The 26,097-nt window shown below is 42.1% G+C and carries 20 protein-coding genes; 14 read left to right on the top strand and 6 right to left on the bottom strand.

Annotated features, from left to right (window positions below):
* Positions 1-86: 86 nt before the first annotated feature.
* From WFY05_RS03140 to WFY05_RS03100, 9 genes are all read left to right on the top strand, one after another.
* Positions 87-653, top strand: a complete 567-nt coding sequence (locus WFY05_RS03140) for a hypothetical protein (protein WP_340111268.1) — start codon at positions 87-89, stop codon at positions 651-653.
* A 127-nt stretch (positions 654-780) separates the two neighbouring features.
* Complete coding sequence (locus WFY05_RS03135) at positions 781-2,055, top strand: T9SS type A sorting domain-containing protein (protein ID WP_340111267.1); 1,275 nt, start codon at positions 781-783, stop codon at positions 2,053-2,055.
* A gap of 114 nt (positions 2,056-2,169) precedes the next feature.
* Positions 2,170-3,414 carry a T9SS type A sorting domain-containing protein gene (locus WFY05_RS03130; RefSeq protein ID WP_340111266.1) on the top strand — a complete coding sequence of 415 codons (1,245 nt, stop codon included), beginning with the start codon at positions 2,170-2,172 and terminating at the stop codon, positions 3,412-3,414.
* Between the two features lie 84 nt (positions 3,415-3,498).
* On the top strand, positions 3,499-5,667 hold the full coding sequence (locus WFY05_RS03125) for a hybrid sensor histidine kinase/response regulator transcription factor (RefSeq protein WP_340111265.1): 2,169 nt from the start codon (positions 3,499-3,501) through the stop codon (positions 5,665-5,667).
* A 168-nt stretch (positions 5,668-5,835) separates the two neighbouring features.
* On the top strand, positions 5,836-6,396 hold the full coding sequence (locus WFY05_RS03120) for a hypothetical protein (RefSeq protein ID WP_340111264.1): 561 nt from the start codon (positions 5,836-5,838) through the stop codon (positions 6,394-6,396).
* A gap of 73 nt (positions 6,397-6,469) precedes the next feature.
* A complete protein-coding gene (locus WFY05_RS03115) occupies positions 6,470-7,726 on the top strand; it encodes a T9SS type A sorting domain-containing protein (protein ID WP_340111263.1) in 1,257 nt (418 codons plus the stop codon).
* A 186-nt stretch (positions 7,727-7,912) separates the two neighbouring features.
* Positions 7,913-9,985: an ATP-binding response regulator gene (locus WFY05_RS03110; protein ID WP_340111262.1), complete on the top strand. Its 2,073-nt coding sequence runs from the start codon at positions 7,913-7,915 to the stop codon at positions 9,983-9,985.
* A gap of 264 nt (positions 9,986-10,249) precedes the next feature.
* Positions 10,250-10,813: a hypothetical protein gene (locus WFY05_RS03105; RefSeq protein WP_340111261.1), complete on the top strand. Its 564-nt coding sequence runs from the start codon at positions 10,250-10,252 to the stop codon at positions 10,811-10,813.
* Positions 10,814-10,950: 137 nt separating this feature from the next.
* Entirely contained in the window at positions 10,951-12,123 is a 1,173-nt protein-coding gene (locus tag WFY05_RS03100) for an alpha/beta hydrolase (protein ID WP_340111260.1), read from the top strand.
* Between the two features lie 241 nt (positions 12,124-12,364).
* Here WFY05_RS03100 and WFY05_RS03095 read toward each other — a convergent pair whose 3' ends face one another.
* Positions 12,365-13,246: a helix-turn-helix domain-containing protein gene (locus tag WFY05_RS03095; RefSeq protein ID WP_340111259.1), complete on the bottom strand. Its 882-nt coding sequence runs from the start codon at positions 13,244-13,246 to the stop codon at positions 12,365-12,367.
* A 203-nt stretch (positions 13,247-13,449) separates the two neighbouring features.
* On the opposite strand from WFY05_RS03095, the gene WFY05_RS03090 reads away from it, so the two are divergent.
* From WFY05_RS03090 to WFY05_RS03070, 5 genes are all read left to right on the top strand, one after another.
* Positions 13,450-14,379 carry a dihydrodipicolinate synthase family protein gene (locus WFY05_RS03090; RefSeq protein ID WP_340111258.1) on the top strand — a complete coding sequence of 310 codons (930 nt, stop codon included), beginning with the start codon at positions 13,450-13,452 and terminating at the stop codon, positions 14,377-14,379.
* Positions 14,376-15,962 (top strand): aldehyde dehydrogenase (NADP(+)), encoded by a 1,587-nt coding sequence (locus WFY05_RS03085; RefSeq protein ID WP_340111257.1) that lies wholly within the window; start codon positions 14,376-14,378, stop codon positions 15,960-15,962. Before WFY05_RS03090 ends, WFY05_RS03085 begins: the two co-directional genes overlap by 4 nt.
* A gap of 9 nt (positions 15,963-15,971) precedes the next feature.
* Entirely contained in the window at positions 15,972-16,976 is a 1,005-nt protein-coding gene (locus WFY05_RS03080) for a 4-hydroxyproline epimerase (RefSeq protein WP_340111256.1), read from the top strand.
* Positions 16,977-16,996: 20 nt separating this feature from the next.
* Positions 16,997-18,235 (top strand): NAD(P)/FAD-dependent oxidoreductase, encoded by a 1,239-nt coding sequence (locus WFY05_RS03075; protein WP_340111255.1) that lies wholly within the window; start codon positions 16,997-16,999, stop codon positions 18,233-18,235.
* A 61-nt stretch (positions 18,236-18,296) separates the two neighbouring features.
* On the top strand, positions 18,297-19,334 hold the full coding sequence (locus WFY05_RS03070) for a WD40/YVTN/BNR-like repeat-containing protein (RefSeq protein ID WP_340111254.1): 1,038 nt from the start codon (positions 18,297-18,299) through the stop codon (positions 19,332-19,334).
* Between the two features lie 54 nt (positions 19,335-19,388).
* Here the strand turns inward: WFY05_RS03070 and WFY05_RS03065 are convergent, their stop codons facing one another.
* From WFY05_RS03065 to WFY05_RS03045, 5 genes are all read right to left on the bottom strand, one after another.
* Entirely contained in the window at positions 19,389-20,930 is a 1,542-nt protein-coding gene (locus WFY05_RS03065; RefSeq protein WP_340111253.1) for a beta-N-acetylhexosaminidase, read from the bottom strand.
* A gap of 73 nt (positions 20,931-21,003) precedes the next feature.
* Positions 21,004-23,388: an alpha-L-fucosidase gene (locus WFY05_RS03060; RefSeq protein WP_340111252.1), complete on the bottom strand. Its 2,385-nt coding sequence runs from the start codon at positions 23,386-23,388 to the stop codon at positions 21,004-21,006.
* A gap of 91 nt (positions 23,389-23,479) precedes the next feature.
* Positions 23,480-24,358, bottom strand: a complete 879-nt coding sequence (locus WFY05_RS03055) for an SMP-30/gluconolactonase/LRE family protein (RefSeq protein WP_340111251.1) — start codon at positions 24,356-24,358, stop codon at positions 23,480-23,482.
* A 93-nt stretch (positions 24,359-24,451) separates the two neighbouring features.
* A complete protein-coding gene (locus tag WFY05_RS03050) occupies positions 24,452-25,336 on the bottom strand; it encodes a cation diffusion facilitator family transporter (protein WP_340111250.1) in 885 nt (294 codons plus the stop codon).
* 52 nt (positions 25,337-25,388) lie between these two features.
* On the bottom strand, positions 25,389-26,096 hold the full coding sequence (locus WFY05_RS03045; RefSeq protein ID WP_340111249.1) for a LytR/AlgR family response regulator transcription factor: 708 nt from the start codon (positions 26,094-26,096) through the stop codon (positions 25,389-25,391).
* Between the last annotated feature and the right edge of the window lies 1 nt (position 26,097).

Here is a 26,097-nt window from a genome sequence, read left to right as displayed (position 1 = left end):
TCAAAACCATTTGAAACCACACTTAAACTTGGTCAGGTAAGAAAAAGCTAATTTGATTATCACAATTAACCTTAAAAATGATAATCATGAAACGAGTATTTTTTTTACTGATCGGAATCCTGATTTTATGCGTAGCCTGTCAGGATGATTTTGTTGAACCTGAAAACGCACCTTCCACCAAAAGTGCGAAGTACGAAAAAACCAAAACCTTTGAACTTCGGGGCCATGTCAGCTCCATTCCTGATTTCAACGGTCCTATTGTTTCCTGTTTGCCCGAAGGCAGCGATTTGGCACTGGCCGAAACCGGTTGGATTAGCGGTCAGGCAAATATCCTGGGAAAGTTAGTGCAGGAGAAAAGTACCTACCATGGAGTCCAATGTGGTATGGAAATGACCAATGGGGTGCCAACGGTGTTTATAACAGCCGATGTTGAACTTGTAAGAAACAACGGAGATAAAATTATTCTTGTGAGCCACATGGTACTGGATCCTCTGACCAACGAAATCAGCGGATACAATGAATATACCGATGGCACCGGAAGATTTGAGGGAATTACGGGAGAATGCGATATATTAAATGGTGTGCTTGATCCCGCAACAGGAATCGCCAGCTGGGATGAAGTGGGAGAAATAACCCTGATTCTTAAAGAGTAAAAGCTCTTGAGTTGATGGATTTTTCTGCTGGGACGTATCAACAAAACTCCGGGAAAATTCATCAACTCGTTTCATCGTTTTCAAATTAATTTAGTCTTATAAGTGAAATCAATTAAAACCGAAAGTCATGAAACACACTTTACTTTTAGTATTAACCATCTGCCTGCTTGGTTTTGTTAAGGCACAGGAAAATACCTGGGAGGTCTATCTGCAGGGAGAGGCTGTAAAATCTATTGCATTTGAAAAAGAAAATGTTTGGCTTGCCACTGGCAGCCACTTAGTCAGGTTAAATAAGTTGGATAAAAGCACTACTTATTATTCGTATCCTTACCTTGATGAGAAAGGAAGTTCGTATAAAGTAAAAGCCGATAAATACGGCGTAATATGGCTTGCTCGTTCTGAATACTTGCCAAGTGGCGGAAGTATTTATGAAAATTATAACAGCAGCATATATAGTTTCGATGGGAAACAGTGGAGAAAAATTACCACTTTAGGTTACGGCGAAATAAGCTCCCTGGCAATTGATAAAAACAATAACAAATGGATAGCTAAAGCAGGCAGCGATGGTTTGTATAAAATAATTCAGGATTCTTGTATCCAATTTACGCCTCAAAATTCAGAGTTGGTCTATGATCATGTAGATCAAGTTGTTTCAGATAACGAGGGGAACATCTGGGTAGCTAATTCCGGTAATTATAGTGGTCTGATTAGTGCTGACCTGGTACTGATGAAAATTGATGGCGATAACTGGGATGTACATTTTTCGGGAACAGGAACCTGGGCTTTACTGAACATCGGTATTGATAGCCATGAAAGTTTGTGGGTTCAACAACTTTTTGCCTTGAATAAACTAGATACTGTTAGTGATTCATGGACAGAGCAAATTAATATAGGCAGTTTGGATGCACAAGAATATCCTCATTTCTATGCAGTTGAGGGAGAGAGAAAAATCTGGTGTTCAAGAAGATTAAAGTTGCAAGAAAAAGGCATTGCTGTTTATGAGAATTCGAATTGGATTTACTATACAACTTCAAATTCAGAATTACCTTCTAATACGGTCAATCAAATTGCCATCGATGCTGACGGGACAAAGTGGATTGCCACCGAAAATGGGCTGGCATCGTTGAAATTGGCAACATCTCTGAGTATGGAATTGTCAGCGGAAGAACAGTCATTTTCGTTTTATCCCAATCCTACAAATGATTTTTTAATCCTAAAAATACCTCAGAAAATGCAAAACTATACTGTTGAGATTGTAAACATTAATGGTCAGGTGTTGCAGTCTTATAACTTGAATAGTAATGAAAAAAGATTGAATGTGAGTAATTTAACTGTGGGGGTCTATTTGCTAAGAATTCAATCGGATGAACATCAAGTCCTGAAAAAATTTGTAAAGCAATAAACGATTTTGCTTCCATGAAAATTTCACCAAAATATCGGGAATATCAATTTACTCTTACCCGGATTTTGGCTGTAAGTTAGAATAAACAATGAAATCAATTTAAAACCGAAAGTCATGAAAAGAATTCTACTAATACTTGTGAGCATCACTTTTTGCGGTTTTCTTACTGCGCAAGACAATAACTGGGAGGTTTATCTCTGTGAACAAACGGTGACATCTGTTGCCCTTGAAGATGATTTTATCTGGGCAGCGACTGACAGCTTTTTAGTCCGGCTAAATAAGGCGGATAAAAGCACCAACTATTATCCTTATCCTAATATTCTGGCACATACAACCTGCACTTTAAAAATCGATGGAAATGGAGTAAAGTGGATCGTTTGTTCTGCAAAACCGGGGCCTGAAGTCGAGGACAAGGATGTGATAACCACCATTTATCGGTTCGATGGAGAAACGTGGGATAAAGTGGAATATAACAAATCTACACCCATAAATTCATTAGCCATCGACAGAGACAATACGGTTTGGATAACTACAGGCACTAATCTGTATAAGATGGATGAAGGAATTTTTAAGCAAATAACACCTGAAAATTCCAAGCTCGTTTTTGATTATGTGGCCAATGTAACTACCGACAAGAATGGAAATATCTGGTTGACCAACATTGGTAATTTTGGAGAACTCGTTACGGCTGATCTGGTATTACTAAAAATAGAAGGGGATAATTGGCGTTCCTATTTGTCGGATAGTAGATTGATTTATGTTACTATGTATATTGATGATATGGGAAATCCATGGGTTCAGCAATTTTTAGGTATAAGGAAACTGGATGTAACCCAAAATACATGGACTTCACAGTTAATAATGAGTATAGATAATCATCATATTTTACACACGATGGAAGGAGTGAATAAATATTGGTTTATTGATCCGGATAACGGTATTGCTAGTTTTGATGGCGCATATTGGAATTATTATACCAAATCAAATTCATCATTGCCATCAGACAGAGTGTATCAAATTAAAGTTGAAACAGACGGTACAAAATGGATTGCTACGGGTAGCGGGCTCGCAGTTCTCAATGAAAATGGCTTAACAAGTTCAATTCGTCACGATCAAAAATTGTTGGATGAGATTGTCATTTATCCAAATCCTACTCATGACTTTATAAGCCTAAAAATGCCTCAGAAAGTACAAAACTCTACTGCAGAGATTGTAACCTTAAACGGACAGGTGCTGCAATCTTACAAGGTAAATAATAATCAAACACGTCTGGATGTCAGTCAAATTCCAGCCGGAGTTTACCTGCTCAGAATTCGAATGCAAGATAACCAAAGCCTGAAAAAGTTCGTAAAGAAATAAACTGATAATATTCACCGGGTGACTATGAAATAAAATAGATAGACTCCCCGGGAATTGTTCGGTAACTAACTTTAAAAAGTCGCCATGAGTTCTGTCCCAATCCATAATAATCTTAAAGCCCGGCTAAACTATTGGCTCTTCGACAGATTTGATGCCGCAGAGCGTGAAATGAGAAAATTTCATTTTGTGCTTCAAATAGTTTTTATCGGCGGGATGATGATTTGCGTTATCGAGTCGCTTATCGGCAAAATTCCTGTTTTGGGCTATCTTGGATTAACCGGAATTGCATTTGCTTTAGGATTGCTGGTTGTTTTCTTTTTTGCAAAAAAAGTAAAGTATGTTATACTCACAAAAGAACTAGGATTACTGCTGATCGTTTTTTATTTCACCCGTCGCATGGGTGGTTTGCTAACCTCCGGGGGAATCATTTTGATCGGGATAGTACCTGTTATCATTGCTTTAAGTTTTAAAAGTTCCCGGCTTATACTATTAATTTTCTCCCTTTATTTTATTTCGGTGCTTTACCTGGCCATTGCCGATAAAAACCTTCCCGGGAAGGATCTGCTCCCGCCTGAGTGGAACCTGATTCTTTTTGCCTCAACAGTGCTGGCGTGTACCCTGGCTTTTTTTAGTTCGGCCTTATTGGCGCAAAAGGTTTATACCAACTTGGAACGTCGTGAAACCGAACATCAAAAAGAAATAAATGATGCCAAAACCAGGCTGTACACCAACATCACACATGAATTCCGCACTCCGCTAACGGTAATTCTGGGGCTGGCTGATTCGGCCAAAAACAACGGTCATTCAAATGTTCCCGGTAAAATGGATACAATCATAAAAAACGGGAAAAACCTGCTTCAGCTTGTCGATCAGATGCTGGATTTGAGCAAATTGGAATCGGGAAGAATGTCGGTAAATAAAATAAGTGCCAACATTATTCCTTTCCTGAAATATGTTTTCCAATTGCAGGAATTTTATGCCGAAGAGAAAAATATTTCGATGCGCTTTTCTTCCGAAAGTCAGTCGTATGAAATTGAATTCGATCCTGAAAAACTGGCGTCAATTGTTTCCAATCTGCTAAGCAATGCCCTGAAATTCACCCCCGATGGCGGGCAGATCAGCATGAAAGTGTATCGACACGATGAGAATATTTGTTTCGAAGTTAAAGACAATGGCATTGGAATTCCTCCTGAAAAACAGAATACCATTTTCGACCGCTTTTACCAGGTAGAAGGCGAAAGTACCCGCAAAGAGGGTGGTGCTGGAATTGGGCTGGCGATCACACGCGAACTGGTGCAACTATTGGAGGGGGCGATACAAGTTAGAAGCAATCCCGGAGTCGGCACCGTTTTTACGGTGTGTTTGCCTTATATTCCTGCAAGCGAAAAATCAGTTGTGGTGACGGATGCGGATGAAGAAGCTGAGTTGTGGACTGAGCAGACTGATTATGAGGAGATGCCGCAGATTGCTAATAACAGTCATCATCGTTTGCTGATCATCGAAGATAACACCGATGTAATAGGATACCTGAAAGCCTGTTATCAAAACCATTTTTCAATTCATGTGGCACATGATGGGAAAGAAGGTTTTGAATTGGCGGTAGATGAAATCCCCGACATCATTATTAGCGATGTAATGATGCCCGGTATGGATGGTTTTGAATTGTGTAAAACGCTGAAAGATGACTACCGGACCAGTCATATTCCAATTATTCTGCTTACCGCGAAAGCCGATATTCCATCACGGATCGAGGGACTGGAAAAAGGAGCCGACGCCTACATTGTAAAACCGTTCAATCAACGCGAATTACTGGTGCGTATGCAAAAATTGCTCGAATTGCGCCGAAAACTTTTTCAAAGGTATAACAACGGGAACAGCCTGGAATTATCCGACGATCCTGTCGTGCGGAAAGAAGATCAATTTTTTCAAAAGCTTAATGAGGTTATCTTAAAAAACCTGGGAGATGAGTTCTTTACGATCCAGGTGCTTTGCGATGAAATGGCCATGAGTAAATCGCAATTGTATCGTAAATTCAGTGCGCTTACAAATATTTCTGCCGCAAAATACATTCGAACATTGCGCATGAAAAAAGCAAAAGAACTGCTCCAGACCACTTCGATGAACATCACCGAAGTGGGCTACGAAGTGGGCATGAAAAGTGTATCCGTCTTCAGTAAAGTATTTAAAGAAGAGTTTGGTTACAGTCCTACCGATTTTGTGCATCAAAGTTTAAAAACCAATGAGGTGATTTAGAATCGATTAAACAGCAAGCTCCCAAATATTTCTAAAGTTCATACTATTTACCTCAATTTTCATTTGAGATATATCGACAAACTTCTGAGAAAAATCAACAACCCGAAGACAAGCATACTCCATAATTTTGATGAAGGAAATCAATGTTTAACCTAAAATTGGAAAATTATGAAACGAGTATTTTTTTTACTGATCGGAATCCTGATTATGTGCGTAGCATGTCAGGATGATTTTGTTGAATCTGAAAATGCGGTTGCTACCAAGAGTTCTAAATTCGAGAAAACAAAAACTCACCAAATTAAAGGCTGGATGCAAATTATTCCCGATGAGGCAGCGGGGAGATTTCAGTGTGAAACGTTTGGCCCCCCTTATGACATGTGCGCCAGCGGTTGGGAGGCTGGGCATGTTAATATCCTGGGAAAGTTTATTCAGGAACAAAGTACGTATACAAAACTGTATTGCGAACTGATGATGACACCCGAAGGACCGGTAGTTTATAACGAAGTAAGCTTGGATCTTCTGCTGGCAACCGGTGAGAGAGTCTATATGTTGGGCTTTGCTTGGATAAATCCTGCAACCGGAGAGGTAACGGGCCACGGCGATTACACTGGTGGAACCGGACGTTTTGAAGGAATTACCGGGACAGCTCAAATTCTGAATGGCGTCGTTTTACCCGAAGGGGGATTGTACTGGGATGCGGAAGGCTTTATTACACTGGAGATCAAGTAGCTGCTTGTGTAAATTAATTGTTTAGCACCGAATTCGTATCGAATCCGGTGCTAAAATACTAAAAATAAATACCATGAAACGAATTTTACTTTTAGCTTTAACCATTAGCCTTTTGGGCTACGTTACGGCACAGAACAATACCTGGGATGTGTATCTTCAGGGACAGGCAATAAAATCAATTGCCTTTGAAAACGAAAATGTCTGGGCTGCTACCGATAGCTTTTTAGTCAGTTTAAATACGTCGGATTTGAGTACCACGTATTACCCCTATCCTGATATCGTCAGGGACATGACAGCTTTTTTTATAATTGATAAAAACGGAGTTAAATGGATTGTCCGTTCTGTTTGGAATTTTGATGATGAACCTATTATTATAGACAATATTTATAGCTTTGATGGAAAAACATGGGATAAAATTGAATACAACGGGAATGGGCCAATCAATTCATTAGTCGTCGATAGAAAAAACAATAAATGGATAACAAATGGTGGTTTTTTCCCTCATTTACATAAACTGGAACAGGGAAGTAGTATTCAATTCACATCAGAAAGCTCAGGGATGATGTGTTATTCAGTATGGCAAACCGCTTCAGATAATCAAGGGAATATCTGGCTTGGAAATACCGATTGCAATCCTATCGATTACGCTGGTTATTTTCCCGAAATGTACCTTGTGAGGTACGATGGGGAAAACTGGACTTCCTTTCCCGGACCTTCAAGTTACTATAGTAAAATTGTTTCAGACGACTCGGGTTACTTATGGATTCAAAGTACCAATAATCACGAATTAGTTAAATGGGATTTGAGCGACAATTCCTGGACAAATTATTTAACCTTGAATGGGGAGTATGTGCTGGAAGCAATTGATGGAGAGAATAACTTATGGTTCACGAACAGCGATAACGGCATTGTAAGTTATGATGGAAAAGATTGGAGTTTCTTTACAATGTCAAATTCAGAATTACCATCCAATACAGTTTATCAAATTACCATCGATTCTGAGGGTACTAAATGGATTGGTACCGACAATGGTTTGGTTTCGATAGAATTGAAAGAGGGTAGAAACCTAATTTTGGAAGTGAAAAATGAAAACGCGAATCGATTTGCACTTTACCCTAATCCGGCTCACGATTTCATAACACTAAAAATGCCTGAAAAATTACAAAACTCAACAGCGGATATTATAAACATTGACGGACAGGTAATTCAATCTTACAACTTAAATAGTAATCAATATAGATTAGATTTAAGTCAATTCCCAGCCGGGGTTTACCTGCTCAGAATTCAATCCATGGAAAACCAAATCATTAAAAAGTTCGTAAAGCAATAAACTGATAATATTCACCGGGTGACTATGAAATATAATAGATAGACTCCCCAGGAATTGTTCGGTAACTAACTTTAAAAAGTCGCCATGAGTTCTGTCCCAAAACATCAGAATTTTAAAACCAGACTAAATTATTGGCTCTTCGACAGATTTGATGCTGCAGAGCGTGATATGAGAAAATTCCATTTTGTGCTTCAAATAGTTTTTATCGGTGGGATGATGATTCCCGTTATCGAGTCACTTATCGGCAATATTCCAATTGTTGGATATCTTGGACTCTCAGGAATCGCTTTTGCCTTAGTCTTACTGCTTTTCTTCTTTTTTACCCCAAAAGTGAAGTACGTGATACTCACAAAAGAACTCGGATTACTGCTTATCGTTTTTTATTTCACCTATCGAATGGGTGGTTTACTAACTTCCGGGGGAATCATTTTGATCGGGATAGTACCCGTTATTATTGCTTTGAGTTTTAAAAGTTCCCGGCTGATTATACTGATTTTCTTCCTTTATTTTATTTCGGTGCTTTACCTGGCCATTGCCGACAAAAACCTTCCCGGAAAGGATTTGATCCCGCCGGAATGGAATCTGATTCTTTTTGCCTCCACAGTGCTAGCGTGTACCCTGGCTTTCTTTGTTTCTGCCTTATTGGCGCAACGAATTTATACCAATCTGGAACGTCGGGAAACCGAACATCAAAAAGAAATCAATGATGCAAAAACAAGGTTGTATACCAACATTACGCATGAATTCAGAACACCGCTGACGGTTATTCTCGGATTGGCTGATTCGGCAAAAAACAACGGGCAAAACAACAATCCCGGGAAAATGGATACCATCATCAAAAACGGGAAGAACCTGCTTCAACTCGTCGATCAGATGCTGGATCTGAGCAAGCTTGAATCGGGTCGGATGTCGATAAATAAAATAAGCGCCAACATTATTCCTTTCCTGAAATATGTTTTTCAGTTGCAGGAATTTTATGCCGAGGAGAAAAATATCTCCATGCATTTTTCTTCCGAAAGCCAGTCGTACGAGGTCGAATTCGATCCTGAAAAACTGGCGTCAATTGTTTCCAATCTGCTAAGCAACGCCATAAAATTCACACCCGATGGTGGTCAGATTTATATGAAGGTATTTCGGATGAATGAAAACATTTGTATGGAAATTAAGGATAATGGCATTGGAATTCCACCCGAAAAACAAGAGACTATTTTCGACCGTTTCTACCAGGTTGACGGTGATACTACACGCAAAGAAGGCGGCGCCGGAATTGGATTGGCGATAACACACGAATTGGTGCAACTGTTGGATGGTACAATTGAAGTAAAAAGCAATACAGGCGTGGGCACTGTTTTTACAGTGAATTTGCCTTATATTCCGGTAAGCGGAAATTCTGCGATCCTTACCGATTTTGAGAATGAAACTGCTTTGGAAGAAAACAATTTCGAAACGGATGATTTCGATTCAAATCAATCAAAAAGAAATCAACGACTGCTGATTATTGAAGATAATCCCGATGTGGTTGGCTACATGAAAGCCTGTTATCAGAATCATTTCTCCATTCATGTGGCAAAAGACGGAAAAGAAGGTTTTAAATTGGCAACAGAAGAAATCCCGGATATCGTTATCAGCGATGTGATGATGCCCGAAATGGATGGTTTTGAATTGTGCATAAGACTAAAAGAAGACATTCGAACCAGTCATATTCCAATCATTTTGCTTACTGCAAAAGCAGATATCCCGTCAAGAATTGAAGGTTTGGAAAAGGGTGCCGACGCATATATTGTAAAACCATTTAACCAGCGCGAGTTGTTGGTGCGAATGCAAAAACTGCTGGAACTGCGCAGAAAGCTCTTCCGCAGGTACAGCAACGGAAACAGCCTGGAGTTTTCCAGTGATCCGGTACTCCAAAAAGAAGACGTGTTTATTCAAAAGTTGAATGCGGTTATCCTAAAATATCTTGGAGATGATTTCTTTAATATACAGGTTCTCTGCAACGAAATGGCCATGAGCAGAGCGCAACTTTACCGTAAATTCAGTGCGCTTACCAATATTTCTGCCGCAAAATACATTCGTACGCTACGCATGAAAAAAGCCAAGGAGCTTTTGCAAACCACATCGTTGAACATCACCGAAGTGGGTTACGAAGTGGGCATGAAAAGTGTATCCGTTTTCAGCAAAGTATTTAAAGAAGAGTTTGGCTACAGTCCTACCGATTTTGTGCATCAAAGTTTAAAAACCAATGAGGTAATTGAGAACTAAATAAAGTTCATTCTCACCCATATTTATTTTCCAGGTAGCTTGTCAACCATACAAATGAACAACGTCATTCCGAATTTATTTCGGAATCTTATTTTATCTGAGATGCTGAAATGAATTCAGCATGACGTATAAATATGGTTTGACACGCTGCTTTTCCATTTGGGATGAATAGACAAAACTCAGGGAAAATCCGACAATTCCAAATCGTGCGTTCGTCCTAATTTTGACAGTAATAATCAATGTTTAACCTTAAAAATTAAAATCATGAAACGTGTATTTTTTTTATTGATCGGAATCCTGATTATGTGTGTAGCTTGTCAGGATGATTTTGTTGAACCAGAAAACGCACCAATTAACAAAAGTGCAAAGTATGAAAAAACCAAAACCCACCACGTTAAAGGCTGGACCCAGGTAATTCCCGATGAAGCAGCAGGAAGGTTTCAATGCGAAACATTTGGCCCTCCGTTTGACATGTGTGCTGCCGGTTGGATGGCCGGACATTTGAACATTATTGGAAAGATCATTCAGGAAGAAAGCACCTATCAAAAACTGTATTGCGAACTGCAACTGATAGCAGGAGAACCTGTAGTTTACAATGAAGTAAGTACTGAATTGCAGTTGGCAACCGGCGAGAAAGTAAATGTGTTGGGATTTGTATCGATCAACACGGTAACAGGAGCGGTAAGCGGACATGCTGATTTTGTTGGCGGCACCGGCCGTTTTGACGGTATTACCGGCACATTGCAGGTTGTAAATGGCGTGGTATTACCCGAAGGAGGATTGTACTGGGATACGGAAGGCGAAATTACGCTGATGATCAAAGATTGAATGCGTAACTAATAAAGTGTTCCGGGAAATCATGTCAAGTATTGGGAAAATTCCACAACTTTCCGGGAATTTCAAATAAGCCAAACGGCCGGCATTGGATTAACTTCGTAAGCAGTTAACCAATAAAATCAATAGCAATGAAAACCAAAATTTTACTGGCAGTGCTGGCGTCGGTAATTTTCTTCGCAGCCTGTGAAAAAGATTATCTGGCTGATGATAATGATCCGGTTCCCAACCCAAAAGCAGCCGTAATAGGCGAGGGAACGATCGTTTCAGAAATGATGCATGTGAATGCGCTGGAAGGAAACTTGTTGGGCGATCCGGCCGACCGGATGATCCGTATTTATTTGCCAAAAAGTTACTATGCTTGCCCGGAGAAACATTTCCCGGTGATTTATTTTTTGCACGGTACTCCTGCATGGGGAGGTATGTTAATGGACCCGGAGCCATTCGAATATTTTTACCAGATGGCACAGTTACAGGCTCGTGTTGATTTTCCCTCGGATGGATTTCTCGATTGGGTAAACGACCTGATCGACAACAAGGGGATGAAAGAGGTAATCATCGTTATGCCCGATGCCAAAACGAAGTATGGCCCGAGTCTCTATTTAAATTCTCCGGTTCAGGGGAATTATGAAGATTACATCTCCGATGAACTGGTTGCTTACATCGATGGAAACTACCGCACCATTCCTCATTTTAACTGGCGCGCCATCAGTGGTCATTGTGCAGGAGCCTATGGAGCGTTGAATGCGGCGATGAAACATCCCAAGACCTTCCGTTATGTCGGTGTTTTGTCTCCGTCTCATTTTCCGGCTCCTTTGGTTTCGATGATTGCCGGATTCATGCCGGTAGAAGATCAGATGTGGGGAATGGAGGGACCGGTCGACTATTATCCTTGGGCTCCGTTTAAATTTGCCAATAATTCAGCTTATGCATTGGCACAGGCGTGGTTGCCGAATCCAGATCAGCCATTTTTTTGCGACCTCCCTTTTGAATACTTGGATGGTCAGCCTGTGATCATTCCCGAACTAATGGAAAAATGGGATGCCCAAAACCTGATGGCCTTGGTTCAGCAAAACCGAATTGGATTGAAACAGCTAAAAACCGTGTATTTTGATTGTGGCACAAACGATGACCTGGGAATGTATCAATCGAATGTAATGCTGAATGAGCAACTTGATGCCATGCATGTCAGGCATCAGTTCGAGAATTATTCCAATCCGGGAACCCACATCAGCAATTTGTATGAGCGACTTGGAAAAGTGTGGATAATGCTTTCGAATGATTTTCCCGAATACGACGATTAGTTCCCGAATTTGTTGATCGTGAAACACGCATCAATTTTAAGAACAGGAAGGCCGGCGGCTTTCCTGTTTTTTCTGCATATATAGCGAGAATTTTTAAGCAGGATATCAATTTATTCTCAGTACTCACCCTGATTGTGCCTTCGACACAATCGTCCCTCTCGTTGAAAAGAGAGGGAATGAGGGAGAGTTATTGCCTTGGTTGAGTGCTTTTGTAGTTAGTCGAAAACACTAATGTTTTAACTTAATCTGCCATATTCTGCAATTCCTGTTTTCTTCGAAATTCATTTGGAGTACATCCGTTCATTTCCTTGAACTTCCGGTTAAAATTCGAAAGGTTGCCAAAGCCTACCCGGTAGCATATTTCCGAAATACTAACATCCTCCTGTTGCAGCAATTTGCAGGCCTGCCCGATTCGGTATTCTGTAAGGAAATTCACATAGGTTTTTCGCGTGCGGGTTTTAAAGTAGCGGCAAAAAGAGTTCACCGTCATGTTCGAAACATCGGCAACTTCTTCCAGACTTATCGGCCGGTGAAATTCATTCAAAGTAAAACGGAACACGGCATCCAGTCGTTTTTCATCGGTCTCATTCATCTTATTGTAGGTTCCCTCGGTAGCCAGAATGTTTTCGTTTTCCGATTTCGAAAGCCGGGAAAGAAGTTCCAAAACTAAAATCATCCGTGTTACTTCTTTTTCTGATGAAATGGCCTCAATAAGTTTTGCTTCTTCCGGATGAAATGCCGCCTGATAATAGATAGCACGCCCCGCTTTGCGTATATATTCTTTCAGCGATCTGGTTTCCGGCAGGTTCCAAAATGATTCACCAAATACTTCAGTTTCAAAATAAATGGAGATGGCATGTGCAATCAGATCACTGTTGTTCCGGTAGTACTCGGGGTCGTTTCGAAGCGCGTGCGGAAGACCTGATCCAAAAACAAATATATCGCCGGGTTGAAAGCTGATGATTTGATTTCCCGCGACAACATTCCCTGTGCTTTTTTTTATCAAAGTGATTTGAAATTCCACATGCTGGTGCAAAATATCGTAGAGATGAGCAAGTAATTCATTCTGCACCCAAACCGACTGATCAACAGGTTTGGCAATTTTAAATGGAAGAATTTTCATAGTTGCAAGGGATTCATATCATAAATACATAATAGGTAATATTCCTTTAAAATGTTCTGAATTCAATAACATGGATAAGATAGTATTAGTTCAGGGTAAGATTAAGATATTTATGTCTTTTATTGTGTTTTAGTTTTGTAGTAAAGATTTAAAAGTCTTTTACTTCGAACAATTTGAATTAATAATTATAAAAAATAAAGATCATGAATTTTGAATGGAAAGGGATTTTTCCGGCAGTAACGACCAAGTTTACTGCAAACGATGAGTTGGATTTTGAGGCCTTTGATGTCAATCTGGAAGCACAGATCGAAGCCGGAGTAGATGGAATTATTTTGGGCGGTTCGCTTGGTGAAGCAAGTACGCTGGTTCAGGATGAAAAGGATGCACTGCTAAAGCACGTGAAAGGCGCCGCGAACGGACGTGTTCCTGTACTGATGAACGTTGCCGAGGCATCGACAAAACTGGGCGTTGAAGCTGCTTTACGTGCCCGCGATAACGGCGCCGATGGTTTGATGTTGTTGCCGCCGATGCGTTATACTTCTGATGACCGCGAAACGGTTACTTTTTTGCGTGAAGTTGCCACAGCCACTGAATTGCCTATTATTTTATATAATAACCCGGCCGATTACAAGATCTGGATCTCACCGGATATGTTCCGTCAGTTGGAGGACCTTCCAACCATTCAGGCGGTAAAAGAGTCGACTCGCGACATTTCAAATGTTACCCGAATGAAAAATGAATTTGGCGATCGCTTTGCCGTACTCACCGGAGTGGATACACTGGGAATGGAAAGCTTACTGATGGGTGCTGATGGTTGGGTGGCCGGACTGGTTTGTGCCTTCCCAAAAGAGACTGTAGCCATTTACCGACTGATTAAAGCCGGAAGAATTGCTGAAGCACTCGAAATTTATCGCTGGTTCCTGCCGGTGTTGGAACTCGATGTTTCAACAAAACTGGTTCAGAATATTAAACTGGCAGAAAGCATGACCGGAATTGGTAACGAGATTGTACGTGCTCCCCGCTTGCCTCTGGTTGGAGAAGAACGAGAGCGTGTGTTGTCAATTTTGAATAAAGCCCTTGAAGTTCGTCCGGAACTACCGGATTATTTGAACCTGGAAAAAGTGTTGATATGATCCACGGGAAAAACAATATAGGTAAGAGTTTATCAGCAAAAGGAGAGTTAAGTTTTCAGACATTTAGTCCGCTGACGTTGGAGCAGTTGCCCGAAAAATTTGTTCAGGCAACAAGCGAAGAATTAGAAGACGCTGTGCAAAAAGCAGTGAGTGCTTATGCCGTTTACAAAAGGAAACCGGGGAAAGAACGTGCCGTATTTTTACGTGCCGTTGCCGATGAAATCGAGGCAGTTGGTCCCGAATTGATTGAGCGTGCCTGTGCAGAAAGTGGTTTGCCTGAAGGTAGAATTACAGGTGAACGCGGTCGTACAACAAACCAGTTGCGCATGTTTGCCAAAGTTTTGGAAGATGGCGATTGGGTAGAGGCTTCCATCGATCCGGCTATGCCCGACAGAAAACCGTTGCCTCGAGCCGATATCCGTAAAATGTTGCAGCCGGTTGGTCCTGTTGTGGTGTTTACGGCCAGCAACTTTCCGCTGGCATTTTCAACGGCAGGAGGTGATACCGCCTCGGCGTTGGCAGCCGGAAATCCGGTGATCGTAAAATCGCACCCTTACCACGCCGGAACCAACGAACTGGTTTCGGGAGCTATTGTGAAAGCGGCACAAAAAACAGGAATGCCCGACGGTGTGTTTTCATCGCTCAATGCAACCGATTTTTCAATTGGTCAGGGGCTGGTGATGCACCCAAAGGTTAAATCAGTTGCTTTTACCGGTTCATTTAACGGCGGAAAAAGTTTGTATGATCTGGCTCAAAAACGCGATGAACCAATTCCTGTTTTTGCTGAAATGGGAAGCGTAAATCCGGTGTTGTTACTACCCGGGAAAATCAAACAAAACACGGCCGGACTTGGAGCGACTATCGCTTCTTCAATCAACCTTGGAGCTGGACAGTTTTGTACAAATCCGGGTGTGCTGGTAGCTGTAAAAGGAGGAGAAACAGAAGCGTTTAAAAGCGAACTGGCAGCAAATGTAGCAAAACTGATGCCTGAAAAAATGCTGCATAAAAACATCATCAGCAACTTCGAGCAGAAAACAAAGAGCTTTTTCGAAAACGGGATCGTTACTAAACTCGCCGAATCGGAAAATGAACCGGCCCAATTAACCGGAAAACCGATTGTTGCGGTGGTAAAGGGAAGCGATTTTGTAAAAAATCCTGATTTGGCTGAAGAAATATTCGGGCCGTTTTCATTGCTCATTGAGTGCGATGGTAAAGCAGAACTCGAATCAGTTATGGGGGCTTTCGAAGGCCAGCTTACTGCTTCTGTTTTTTGTACTGCTGACGATGTGGAAACGTATTCGCCGGCCATCGAAATCCTTCAGGAAGTTGTGGGGCGATTGATTTTTAATGGTGTTCCAACCGGCGTTGAAGTGGGCTATTCCATGCAGCACGGTGGACCGTTCCCGGCTTCCACCGACGGACGTTTTACCTCGGTGGGTGTTGATGCCATCAAGCGTTTTGTGCGCCCTGTAGCATTTCAGGATGCGCCGGATGCTTATTTGCCCGACGAATTAAAAGACGCCAATCCACTTGAAATCTGGCGTCGTGTGGATGGAAAATTAACAAAAGATGTGATTAATTAATATTAAAAAATGGCTGCCAAAACCTTTTTTTGTGTTGATGCGCACACTTGCGGAAATCCCGTGAGAGTGGTGGCCGGCGGTGGTCCCGTTTTAAAAGGGAAAGATATGTTCGAACGCCGCCTGCATTTTTTGAAGGAGTATGACTGGATCAGGAAAGGATTGATGTTTGAGCCTCGCGGGCACGATATGATGTCGGGAAGCATCATTTTTCCTCCGGTCGATCCGGCAAATGACATGGGAATTTTGTTTATCGAAACCAGTGGCTGTTTGCCCATGTGTGGTCACGGTACTATCGGAACTGTAACGGTTGCTATTGAACAGGGGCTGGTAACACCCAAAACTCCGGGAGAGTTGATGGTGGAAGTTCCGGCGGGCCTGATTAAAGTGGAGTACCAAATGACCGGTAAAAAAGTGAGTTCGGTGAAACTAACGAATGTGGCTTCCTACCTGGCTGGCGAAAACCTTGAAATAGAATCGCCGCATCTTGGCAAACTCACTTTCGATGTGGCCTATGGCGGAAACTTTTATGCCATCATCGATCCGCAGGAAACTTTTAAAGGCATGGAACATTATTCTGCGGATGAACTGATTGCGATAAGTCGTCCACTGCGAAAGCTGATCAACGAGAAATATACCTTTCACCATCCTGAGAATAACGAGATTCAGGGCGTAACACACATCGAATGGACAGGTGCAACTATTTCGCCTGAAGCTGATGGAAGAAATGCGGTTTTCTACGGCGATAAAGCGATTGACCGCTCACCTTGCGGAACCGGAACATCGGCGCGAATGGCACAGCTGGCAGCACACGGAAAGTTACATCAGGGCGATAAGTTTTTGCACGAAAGCATTATCGGCAGCAAGTTTCTTGGGCGTGTTGAAGGCACAACAAAAGTGGGGGAGCACAAAGCCATTATTCCAAGTATCGAAGGTTGGGCAAAGATCATTTCATTCAATAATATTTTTATCGATGATGAGGATGATCCCTACGCCCACGGTTTCCAGGTATTATAACCTTTATTGATTTCAATACTATGAGCAAAGTAGTTCTTGTTGGAGGTGGAGTAGTAGGTCTGTTTTCTGCCTGGTATTTGCAGAAAAAAGGCTTCCAGGTAACCGTGATTGACCGGGACGATTTTACCGATGGATGCTCGCATTTTAATGCAGGACTGATTGTTCCAAGTCACGTAGTTCCGCTGGCTTCACCGGGTATGTTGCGAAAAGGCATTAAAAACCTGTTCAAATCAAAATCAGCTGTTGGCTTTCGTCTTGCACCCGAAAAAGATCTGTTACGCTGGTACCTGAAATTTACTTCTGTTGCAAACGCACGTCACGTAAATCAGTCAATCAATGTATTGCGTGATTTGAGTTTACTGAGCAAAGACCTTTTTACTGATCTTAAGGTGAGCGGGGAACTTGATTTCCCTCTCTGGCAAAACGGTTTGCTAATGTTGTATCAGGCTGAAAAAGCAGGTGAAGACTTGCGTGAAGAAGCCGAAATTGCTAAAGATGCCGGTTTGGATGTTAAGGAATTGTCGCAGGCTGATGTCCGGAAACTGGAACCTAATACTCAGGCTAACTTGGCCGGTGGATTTCACTATCACTGTGATAATCATTTAAATCCTTCGGTTTTGATGAAAGCACTTTATGCTTCGCTTGAAAAAAAAGGCGTTCAGTTTGTGAAAAATTGTACGGTAACCGCTATTCAAACGTCGAAGAAAAAAGCAACTGCACTGGAAACCAATAAAGGTAATTTCGAATTTGATGAATTGGTGATCACTGCCGGAATGTGGAGTTCGCAATTGCTGAAAAAACTGAAGGTTAAAATTGATGTGCAGCCCGGCAAAGGCTACAGTTTTATGACGAATGAATCCGGCATAAATTATCCGGCCCTTTTAGCCGATGCGAATGTTGCTGTTACACCTCTCGGAAGCGGATTGACGCAATTTGCAGGGGGGATGGAAATCGCTTATTCTGGATACAAGATTACACCTTCGCGTGTTCAGAATATCATTAACGGCGTCAATTCTGTTTATTATCTGAAGAATGAAATTTATGTGGAGGAAAGCGAAATCTGGCAGGGACACCGCCCCTGTTCGTTTGATGGATTGCCTTATATCGGCAGGATTCCGGAGTTTCAAAATATCCATGTTGGAACCGGACATTCGATGATGGGGGTGACACTTGGACCGGTAACCGGTTTACTGCTTAGTGAATCCATTGCCGGAGAAAAAACAAGTCTGGATTTAAATCCTTTCAGGGTTGGACGATAAAGGAAAGTTCTTCGTGTTTCTCGGTTTTGCTTTCTATTTTTGAGGAACAACAAAAACGATCATGATGAAATTTTCTTTTTTACTGCTTATTCCCGCGCTTCTGCTTGGATGTCAAAATAATCCTATTTCTGTACAAGCCGAATTTATCGGGCTGGAAACCAACTCGGAGGCCAGTCTTCGTGGTTTGTTTGTAGTTGATGAGAATGTGATATGGGCAAGCGGGTCGGGAGGTACTGTTTTGCTCTCCACCGATTCAGGAGAGAGTTGGAAGGAGATGAAAGTTCCGGGCGCCGGGAAAAATGATTTCAGAAGCATAAATGCACAGGATGAAGATCATGCCATCGTTTTTGGAATTGCCGGACCTGATTTTGGCTATTCTACCACTAACGGAGGCAAAAGCTGGGAAGTGGTTTATCGCGACACAACTGCAGGATTGTTCTTCAATTCATTAAAATTTGCTGATGATGTCCACGGTCTTGCAGTTAGCGATCCGATCGACGGGAAGTTTTTTGTGATAAGAACAGAAGATGGCGGCGACAGTTGGCAAAGAGTTGAATCGCTGCCTCCGGTTGAAGAAGGTGAAGCGAATTTTGCTGCTTCAAATACCTGCATCGAATTTTTACCTTCGGGGAAAGCGTGGATTGGCAGTGGCGGAAAAGCTGCCCGGGTTTTTTATTCCGAAGATTTTGGTAAAACATGGAATGTCGCCAAAACACCTATGATCCGCGGAACAGCCTCGTCAGGAATATTTTCGGTGGCTTTTCAGAATGATAAAGCCGGAGCTGTTGTGGGTGGCAATTATGATCAACCCGAAGTAAATACAAACATTGCAGCATATACCGTTGACGGAGGTAAGAATTGGTTATCGGCTGAGACTATGCCAGCAGAATACCGATCATGTGTTCAACCTGTAAAATCGGGCAGGTATTCGTTTTTGTTTGCTATTGGTAAAACCGGGTGCGATGTTTCAGTGGATGGTGGACAAAATTGGAAATTTATTTCCGAAGTCGGTTACTATACTTTCCGGGCAGTTCCGGGGCAGTTAACAGGTTTTGCTGCCGGAAGCGACGGTCGTATTGCAAGAGTGGAATTTCAATAAAAAAAAAACGGGCTACAATCCTGTACCCCGTTTCTGTTCTATCTTATTTTTAATTTATTCTTCCCACGGAACAAGTGCCGACTTGTAATAATCGATTCCCAAAGCTTCGAAACGTTTGCCGTGTTTCGCCAAACGAGTTTTGTATTCGTCCCAGTTTCTTTCGGCAGGTGCAGTCCAGCCAATTTCAGCATAACCGGGCAGGCGCGGGAAAACCAGGTACTCTGCTTCGTCGATATTTGAAACGGTTTCTGACCAAAGCGGAGCTTCAATTCCAATAATATTATCTTTTGTAACTCCTTCAACCAAAGTTGCCGGATCCCAGTTGTAACCATGATCCACTTCAATGTAACCGGCCCAGTGTAAGCCAAACTGCGAGGTTGAATCGTACTGCATATCGAGGTAAGCTCGGGCTGCAGGCGACATAAGTACTTTGGCACCTTCTTCAATGCCCATTGTAGTGTTTTCAACATCTGACCAAAACTGGACTGTGACATCATCAATCAGTTCTGCATTGGCAATCTCGTCCCAACCGATTACTTTCTTTCCGTATTTCTCCACAATTTTTTGTACACGGTTTACAAAATACACGTAATCGTCGTGTTTGGTTACATGCGATTCGTCGCCACCAATATGAATGTACGGACCGGGAGTGATTGCAGACAGTTCCCTGATTACATCATCCACAAACTGGTAAGTAACTTCTTTATCGGTACAAAGTGTACTGAAGCCAACTTCAATTCCGGTATACAGTTCGCGGGCCTTCCCGTCGCAGTTAAGTTCGGCATACGATGCGAGTGCTGCATTAGTGTGTCCCGGCATATCAATTTCAGGAATGATAATGATCTGACGATCAGCAGCATATTGAACCAGTTCCTTGTATTGTTCCTGGGTGTAAAATCCACCTTCTCCACCGCCAACTTCGGTTTGTGCACCTATCTCAGTAAGCTTTGGCCAAGATTTAATTTCAATCCGCCAACCCTGATCGTCCGACAAATGCAGGTGAAGTGCGTTCATTTTGTACATGGCCAGAAAATCGATGTATTGTTTCACTTCTTCTACACTAAAAAAATGACGGGCAACATCGAGCATGGCACCACGGTAGGCATATTCAGGAGCATCCTTAATTATTCCAGTGGGGAAATATAAAGGTTGGCTTTTATCTGCATTTACGGGTGCTGTTTGCATCAACGTTTGAATGCCATAAAAACATCCGGCAGCATCGGCTCCTGTTATAGTTATAAGCTTTTTATCAATTTTTAATTCGTATCCTTCCTCGCCAATGTTTTTTGTTTTGTCAATGGTTAAATAGATTCCTTTTGAAGGAATTTTATCCGTAAGTTCGGATGTTAGCGAATGTCCTCTTACACTTTGAATGCTGGAAATAAGCTGTAAGGCAATGTCCTGTAATTCATTATTATTCTCGTTGATATAGATTTTTTCCAGCCCCTTTAACGTAAAGGCATCATCACCGGCTGCAATACTCACAGGTTTTGGGATAAATGCGGTTTTTGTAAGGTTGGTTTCAATTTTTTCAGAGCATGCCTGAAGAAGCATCAGTAAACCAATTACAATGGTTAGAACGACTATTTTTTTCATGAATTAGCTTTTAATAATATTTAATGGATGCGTAAATATAGAGAATAAATAAACTATTAAGGAGGTAGACATTTTAATTCGTTTCGCTTACTCTGAAGGCAGAAAAATTGCTGATTTGCGGTTGTCCATCCGACTCTTCTATTACCAGTCTTAATTTATTGCAACTTACGGGATCAAAATGTTGTATCCGTTTGTGCCCGATTGCAGTTCCGCCACAAATTGTTTCCCATTTACCTTGAGTTTTCACCTCAATTCGGTATTTCCGTACACGTTCACCCAATTCAATATTTTCTTGAATAATTACATGGTTCACTTCCTGTTCAGCATCTAAATCCAACTCCAGTTTATTTTCTGCTCCCGAAGTTTTTGCAAGTGGTTTAGCGAATCTTCTTTCGATTTCATCGCCCCATTCTTTCAGGCGCTGAACATCAGGCTCAGGAAGCAAACCGTCAGGATCGGGAGTAAGTCCCATAATAAGTGTTGAATTACGCCCGACCGAACCGTAATACATGTTCATCAGATTTTTCAATGGAAAAATGTGTTCTTCGTCGCCGGGTTCCCAAAACCACTCGTGGCGACCGTTGTAGCCTCTTAAAGGCGCATCGCTCATCGCAGGCACCCAGTATTCTCCTTCAGGATCACCGGTTTTTAGCAGTTGAAAATTGTTAACACTTATCGCTTGATGAGCTGATTCTCCTGAACCTGTTGTTGGATATGGAAAAGTAGACCAGCATGGATAACTTACCGTTCCCGATTCAGAGCCTCCCCAGCGTGCTTCGGCGAGTTGTTTGTTGTGGTAAAAAAGACAGTTGGGCTGGTATTGCTGAACAATGGGTAGTACATCAGGTGCACCGTTTGCCGGATGATCGGCGCCGCCGTCAAACCAGATTTCGAACAATTCGCCATAGTTGGTACAAAGTTCTTTTACCATACCTTCTACCATGTGGTTGTAATATTTCTGGCGCTGATCGCGGAAATCACCAGTACCATTCACTTTAAAGTCGTGAACACCAAAAAATGAGTTCCAGCGAATGCCTAAATAAATGCCGGGTTTGATACCATATTTCCTGCACGAATTTACAAAGTCGCGTACAATGTCAGCTTTACCATCCTGAAATTTCAGGGCTTTCATACAGTACGGATTAACCTCAGACTGGTAAAGTGCGAAACCCGTTTCGTGAGTTGCAGTAAGAATAGCAAATTTAAAGCCGGCATCAGCAATGCTTTTTATCCACTGGTCGGTATCGAGTTTTTTGGGATTGAAGATCTGGTAATCCATAACTGGATCAATCCGGTTGTTTCCCTGCCCGTATTTCTCGCCATCAAAAACGTGAAGATCGTAATGAAACACTGCACCTAGTTCGGCCTCCTGCCAGGCCAATTGTCTTTTGTTTGGAAGCGGACGTTCTTTTTCTTCTACAGGAATAAAAACAATGTAAGCGTCATCACCCTGTTTAACCGCCAGCGAAAGCACTTGTGGTTCGTCATCCTCAACATAAACAAAAGGACGTTCCAGACGGTCGGGTTTCATTTTACCTTCCGGCGTTTGCAAGGTTTTGTCCATGAGGACAAATTCCGTTGCCTTTTCCCAGTTCGTTCCATCCCCCGAACTCACCATACCGATAAACGAATTGGCATGAAACACACCATAATAGTAATCACGTTTAGCATCGTACCAAAGCGACATATCTTCAGTGTCGAGGTAATCGATTACCGGTTTTTCCATCATTTTAAAAGGTCCGGTGGGGGAATCTGAAATAGCAATCGCCTGGTTTCGGATAAAACGTGTTTCGTTCGGTTTATCGCCTTTAACAATCAGGTAGTATTTTCCGTCTTTTCCTTGAGTAATGGCCGGATTCACGGTAAGCGTTGTGATTGGCCCGGATGGCTCGATAAGCGGATGATCCAATCGTTCCCATGGACCATTGAGCGAAGCCGCAATAGCCACACCGGTTCGTTGATTGGGTCGCAGGTATTTTTTCCAGCTGGGATGAATATAACCAACCTTTGCGATTTCAATCAATTCTTCCTCCGTATAATCCTGATCGCCCAGGTTTGTGGAAACATAGTAGAGGTAATATTTGTCGCCAAACTTTTTGATTTTGGGATTGTGAAAAGTTATTGCATCCCAGTGTCCTTTGCCGTGGCTTTGTATTACTGTTTCCTTGTATGTCCACGGACCGCCTGGTGAATCGGCAGTGGCATGGGCGACTTCAGAATGCGTCAGCCAACTCAGAAATCCGTATTTTTTAGGCCAGCGCGAATAGAACAGATGATATTTGCCGTCGTCTCCTTTGATGATTGATGAACACCAATTATAATAATCTGCCGATTTGAAAACATTGTCCTCGGAAAGCGTTTCTGTCAGTCGATCCTTGAAAAACAACTGATCGTATTTGGACTGAGCTATAACGATTCCTGCACAAAGCATCAGCAATAGAAAAAGGAATTTCTTCATTTTGAGTGAAAATTATTTGATGCCAATGATAGTGAATACTGCCTTAACAGAGCATGAAAACAATCATGGCCGGCAACTATTTGTACCCAAACTACCTGATCAGCTTATAGGCTTTTACCTGATTTTTAAAGAAAGTTGGTACATAAAGAATCTGGTCTTTAGTGCTGTAGGCAGCATCAGCTGTATTTTCTCCCTGTTCCTGAGTGTCGAGCAAGGTAGTAACTTCACCATCGTTATCAACATAAAAAATAGTCCCCGACCAGGCGGTCGTGATGTAACTTCCATCGCCAAGACCACAAATGGCATCACCGTCACCCATATTTCCCGAAATTACTTTAGGTTCCATGGTGTTCCACGGAATGGCCATGAATTCCGAGCTTGCACTTGTTATGAGCATCATCCGGTCTTTTTCCCAGAACAATCCGTTAAAGCGTTCGTCTCCTTTACCCTCGTACACGATCGATAAAATCCCCTTTTCGAGTTTATAGATTTTGCTGGTTCCAGAGGCCGAAACATAAACGTTTCCGTCATCACCAACAGCAACATCATTCAGTTGTGCATCATCCGTGGCCGGATATCGGGCACTTATCATTCCCGACTCCACATCGATTTCAACTAATTCGTCAATGTTGGCAGCAAAAAGCTTGTTCCCAAGTAGTCCCATTCCTTTCGGGGCACTCATATCTTCCACCCATTTTAACTCCAGAATATTTCCCTCTTTGTCCATTTTCGAGATAAAACCATTGCCGTCTTTTTCCCAGGGATTCATATTTACGTTCGACACATAAAGTATATCATTATTGGGATCGATCAGAACCGATTCCGGAGTTCTCAGCAGCGTGTCCGATTCCCAAAGTAATTCCAATTTTGGAGATGTGGAAGCCGTTGCAGCTTTCTCTTTAGCTTGTTTTGGTTTGCTGTTGCAGGAAGCTAAAATCAGGATCGCGAGAATATAAAATGCACCTTTCATTTCAGTATAATTTTGTTTTGAGTAATAAATGTACTACACCTGAGATGAAAAATCAAGTAGCAAGAGAGTGTTTAAGTAGAGAATGCTTTCGGTTTAAAGTGAACTTTCCTGATTTTCCCACTCCACCGGCTCGGGATGAATAGTAGTAGTGTAACCAAATTCCCGATCGATCACCTCCTCTATTTTCGTGCAAATTTCGTGGGCTTTTTCAAGCGATGTGCTTGGCGGAAGTTTAATATGACAAATCATTTCGGTATGGTGCCCATAATTATGCAGGTGAATCTGATGAATATGAAGCGGTTGATCAAAATTCTTTTGTGCTGTTTCGCGAATCGAAAGCAAAAGTTCATCCGACGGACTTTCACCCAACAGCGATTTGATTTCCTTTGAAAGGATCTCGTAACTAGCATAAGCAATCATTATGGCCACGATAATTCCCAGAACAGCATCGGTAAACCAAAAGTACCTGCCCAGCGCGATACCCACCAAAATAACAACCGATGAAAGGGCATCGGTTCGGTGATGCCAGCCATCGGCTTTAAGAATCGAAGAGTTGGTGCGTCGGTAAGCCCAGAATGCATATTGAGCCAGTGCTTCCTTTACTACAATTGAAACAATAACCGCTATCCATGCGAGGGTGCCAAATACAGTTTGCTCGCGGCTGGAAAACTTATCGATCGAACTCAGAATAAAATCGAAGGCTACAATGGCCAGCAATACCCCAATAATTATCGCGGCAATATGTTCGGCACGACCGTGACCAAAGGGGTGATCGGCATCGGCAGGTTTACGCGAGATTTTGCCTCCAATCAGAACAATCACAGACGAAACGGAGTCGGTAAGTGTGTGCCAGGCATCTGCTATCAGTGCAATGGATCCGGTGACTACACCAGCCCAGTATTTCAGGGCAAATAATGCCAGGTTGGCAATAATCGATATCCAGCCTTCTCGGCGAATGTATATACTTTTACGATCCATGAATAAAGGAGTAAAAATCAAAAATACCAAAAAAGCTGAAACCGTGAAACGATTAAAGTTTCCCCATTAAATCGTTCAGTTGCATTTTGTAATTCCTCCCCACAGAAAGTTTCTTTTTATTGATTTCAACAAAGCCTGGACCGACCGATTCAATCTTTTGTATGGAAACAATGAAGCTGCGGTGAATTTGAATAAAATGATCGGTAGGAAGCACTTCGGCCAGGTGACTGATCCGTTCTTTGGAAACGATTTTTTGGTCGGCAGTGTAAGTAATTACATAATCGCCAAGACTTTCGATGTAGAGAATATCGGCTAGGTTTACCTTGTAGTGTTTTTTGTCGGCCTTCAAGAAAATAAAATCCCGCTCCTGATTGGAGGTAGAATTCTCCTGATTGGGCGGTGTTGGTTTATCCTGTATCAGAAAATGCTGAATGGCTTTAGCAAAGCGTTCGAAAGAAATGGGCTTTAATAAGTAATCCACCACATGCAACTCGAAAGCATCAACGGCATAATCGCGGTAGGCGGTGGTAAAAATTACCTTCGGCGGGTGGGTAAGTGTTCGAACAAAATCAACGCCGGTGAGCTGGGGCATCTGGATATCGCAAAACATAAGATCGATTTTTTCTTTCGATAGCACCGTTATGGCTTCCAGGGCATTATTGCACTCGGCCACCACCTCAAAATCCTTAAATGAGGCCAGGTGATTCCGGATCACCCGGATGGCAATCGGTTCATCATCGATGATCAGACAGCGGTACATC

This window comes from Maribellus mangrovi, from assembly GCF_037646455.1.
In the GTDB taxonomy this organism is placed as follows: Bacteria; Bacteroidota; Bacteroidia; order Bacteroidales; family Prolixibacteraceae; genus Draconibacterium; species Draconibacterium mangrovi_A.
This window is presented reverse-complemented; position numbering and strand designations above follow the sequence as displayed.

What these genes read in the sequence shown, in the direction of transcription:
- WFY05_RS03090 (WP_340111258.1), top strand. Translation starts at nt 13,450, where the DNA reads ATGAATTTTGAATGGAAAGGGATTTTTCCGGCAGTAACGACCAAGTTT.
- WFY05_RS03085 (WP_340111257.1), top strand. Translation starts at nt 14,376, where the DNA reads ATGATCCACGGGAAAAACAATATAGGTAAGAGTTTATCAGCAAAAGGA.
- WFY05_RS03135 (WP_340111267.1), top strand. Translation starts at nt 781, where the DNA reads ATGAAACACACTTTACTTTTAGTATTAACCATCTGCCTGCTTGGTTTT.
- WFY05_RS03070 (WP_340111254.1), top strand. Translation starts at nt 18,297, where the DNA reads ATGATGAAATTTTCTTTTTTACTGCTTATTCCCGCGCTTCTGCTTGGA.
- WFY05_RS03075 (WP_340111255.1), top strand. Translation starts at nt 16,997, where the DNA reads ATGAGCAAAGTAGTTCTTGTTGGAGGTGGAGTAGTAGGTCTGTTTTCT.
- WFY05_RS03140 (WP_340111268.1), top strand. Translation starts at nt 87, where the DNA reads ATGAAACGAGTATTTTTTTTACTGATCGGAATCCTGATTTTATGCGTA.
- WFY05_RS03065 (WP_340111253.1), bottom strand. Translation starts at nt 20,930, where the DNA reads ATGAAAAAAATAGTCGTTCTAACCATTGTAATTGGTTTACTGATGCTT.
- WFY05_RS03125 (WP_340111265.1), top strand. Translation starts at nt 3,499, where the DNA reads ATGAGTTCTGTCCCAATCCATAATAATCTTAAAGCCCGGCTAAACTAT.
- WFY05_RS03045 (WP_340111249.1), bottom strand. Translation starts at nt 26,096, where the DNA reads ATGTACCGCTGTCTGATCATCGATGATGAACCGATTGCCATCCGGGTG.
- WFY05_RS03055 (WP_340111251.1), bottom strand. Translation starts at nt 24,358, where the DNA reads ATGAAAGGTGCATTTTATATTCTCGCGATCCTGATTTTAGCTTCCTGC.
- WFY05_RS03100 (WP_340111260.1), top strand. Translation starts at nt 10,951, where the DNA reads ATGAAAACCAAAATTTTACTGGCAGTGCTGGCGTCGGTAATTTTCTTC.
- WFY05_RS03105 (WP_340111261.1), top strand. Translation starts at nt 10,250, where the DNA reads ATGAAACGTGTATTTTTTTTATTGATCGGAATCCTGATTATGTGTGTA.
- WFY05_RS03115 (WP_340111263.1), top strand. Translation starts at nt 6,470, where the DNA reads ATGAAACGAATTTTACTTTTAGCTTTAACCATTAGCCTTTTGGGCTAC.
- WFY05_RS03095 (WP_340111259.1), bottom strand. Translation starts at nt 13,246, where the DNA reads ATGAAAATTCTTCCATTTAAAATTGCCAAACCTGTTGATCAGTCGGTT.
- WFY05_RS03130 (WP_340111266.1), top strand. Translation starts at nt 2,170, where the DNA reads ATGAAAAGAATTCTACTAATACTTGTGAGCATCACTTTTTGCGGTTTT.
- WFY05_RS03080 (WP_340111256.1), top strand. Translation starts at nt 15,972, where the DNA reads ATGGCTGCCAAAACCTTTTTTTGTGTTGATGCGCACACTTGCGGAAAT.
- WFY05_RS03120 (WP_340111264.1), top strand. Translation starts at nt 5,836, where the DNA reads ATGAAACGAGTATTTTTTTTACTGATCGGAATCCTGATTATGTGCGTA.
- WFY05_RS03060 (WP_340111252.1), bottom strand. Translation starts at nt 23,388, where the DNA reads ATGAAGAAATTCCTTTTTCTATTGCTGATGCTTTGTGCAGGAATCGTT.
- WFY05_RS03050 (WP_340111250.1), bottom strand. Translation starts at nt 25,336, where the DNA reads ATGGATCGTAAAAGTATATACATTCGCCGAGAAGGCTGGATATCGATT.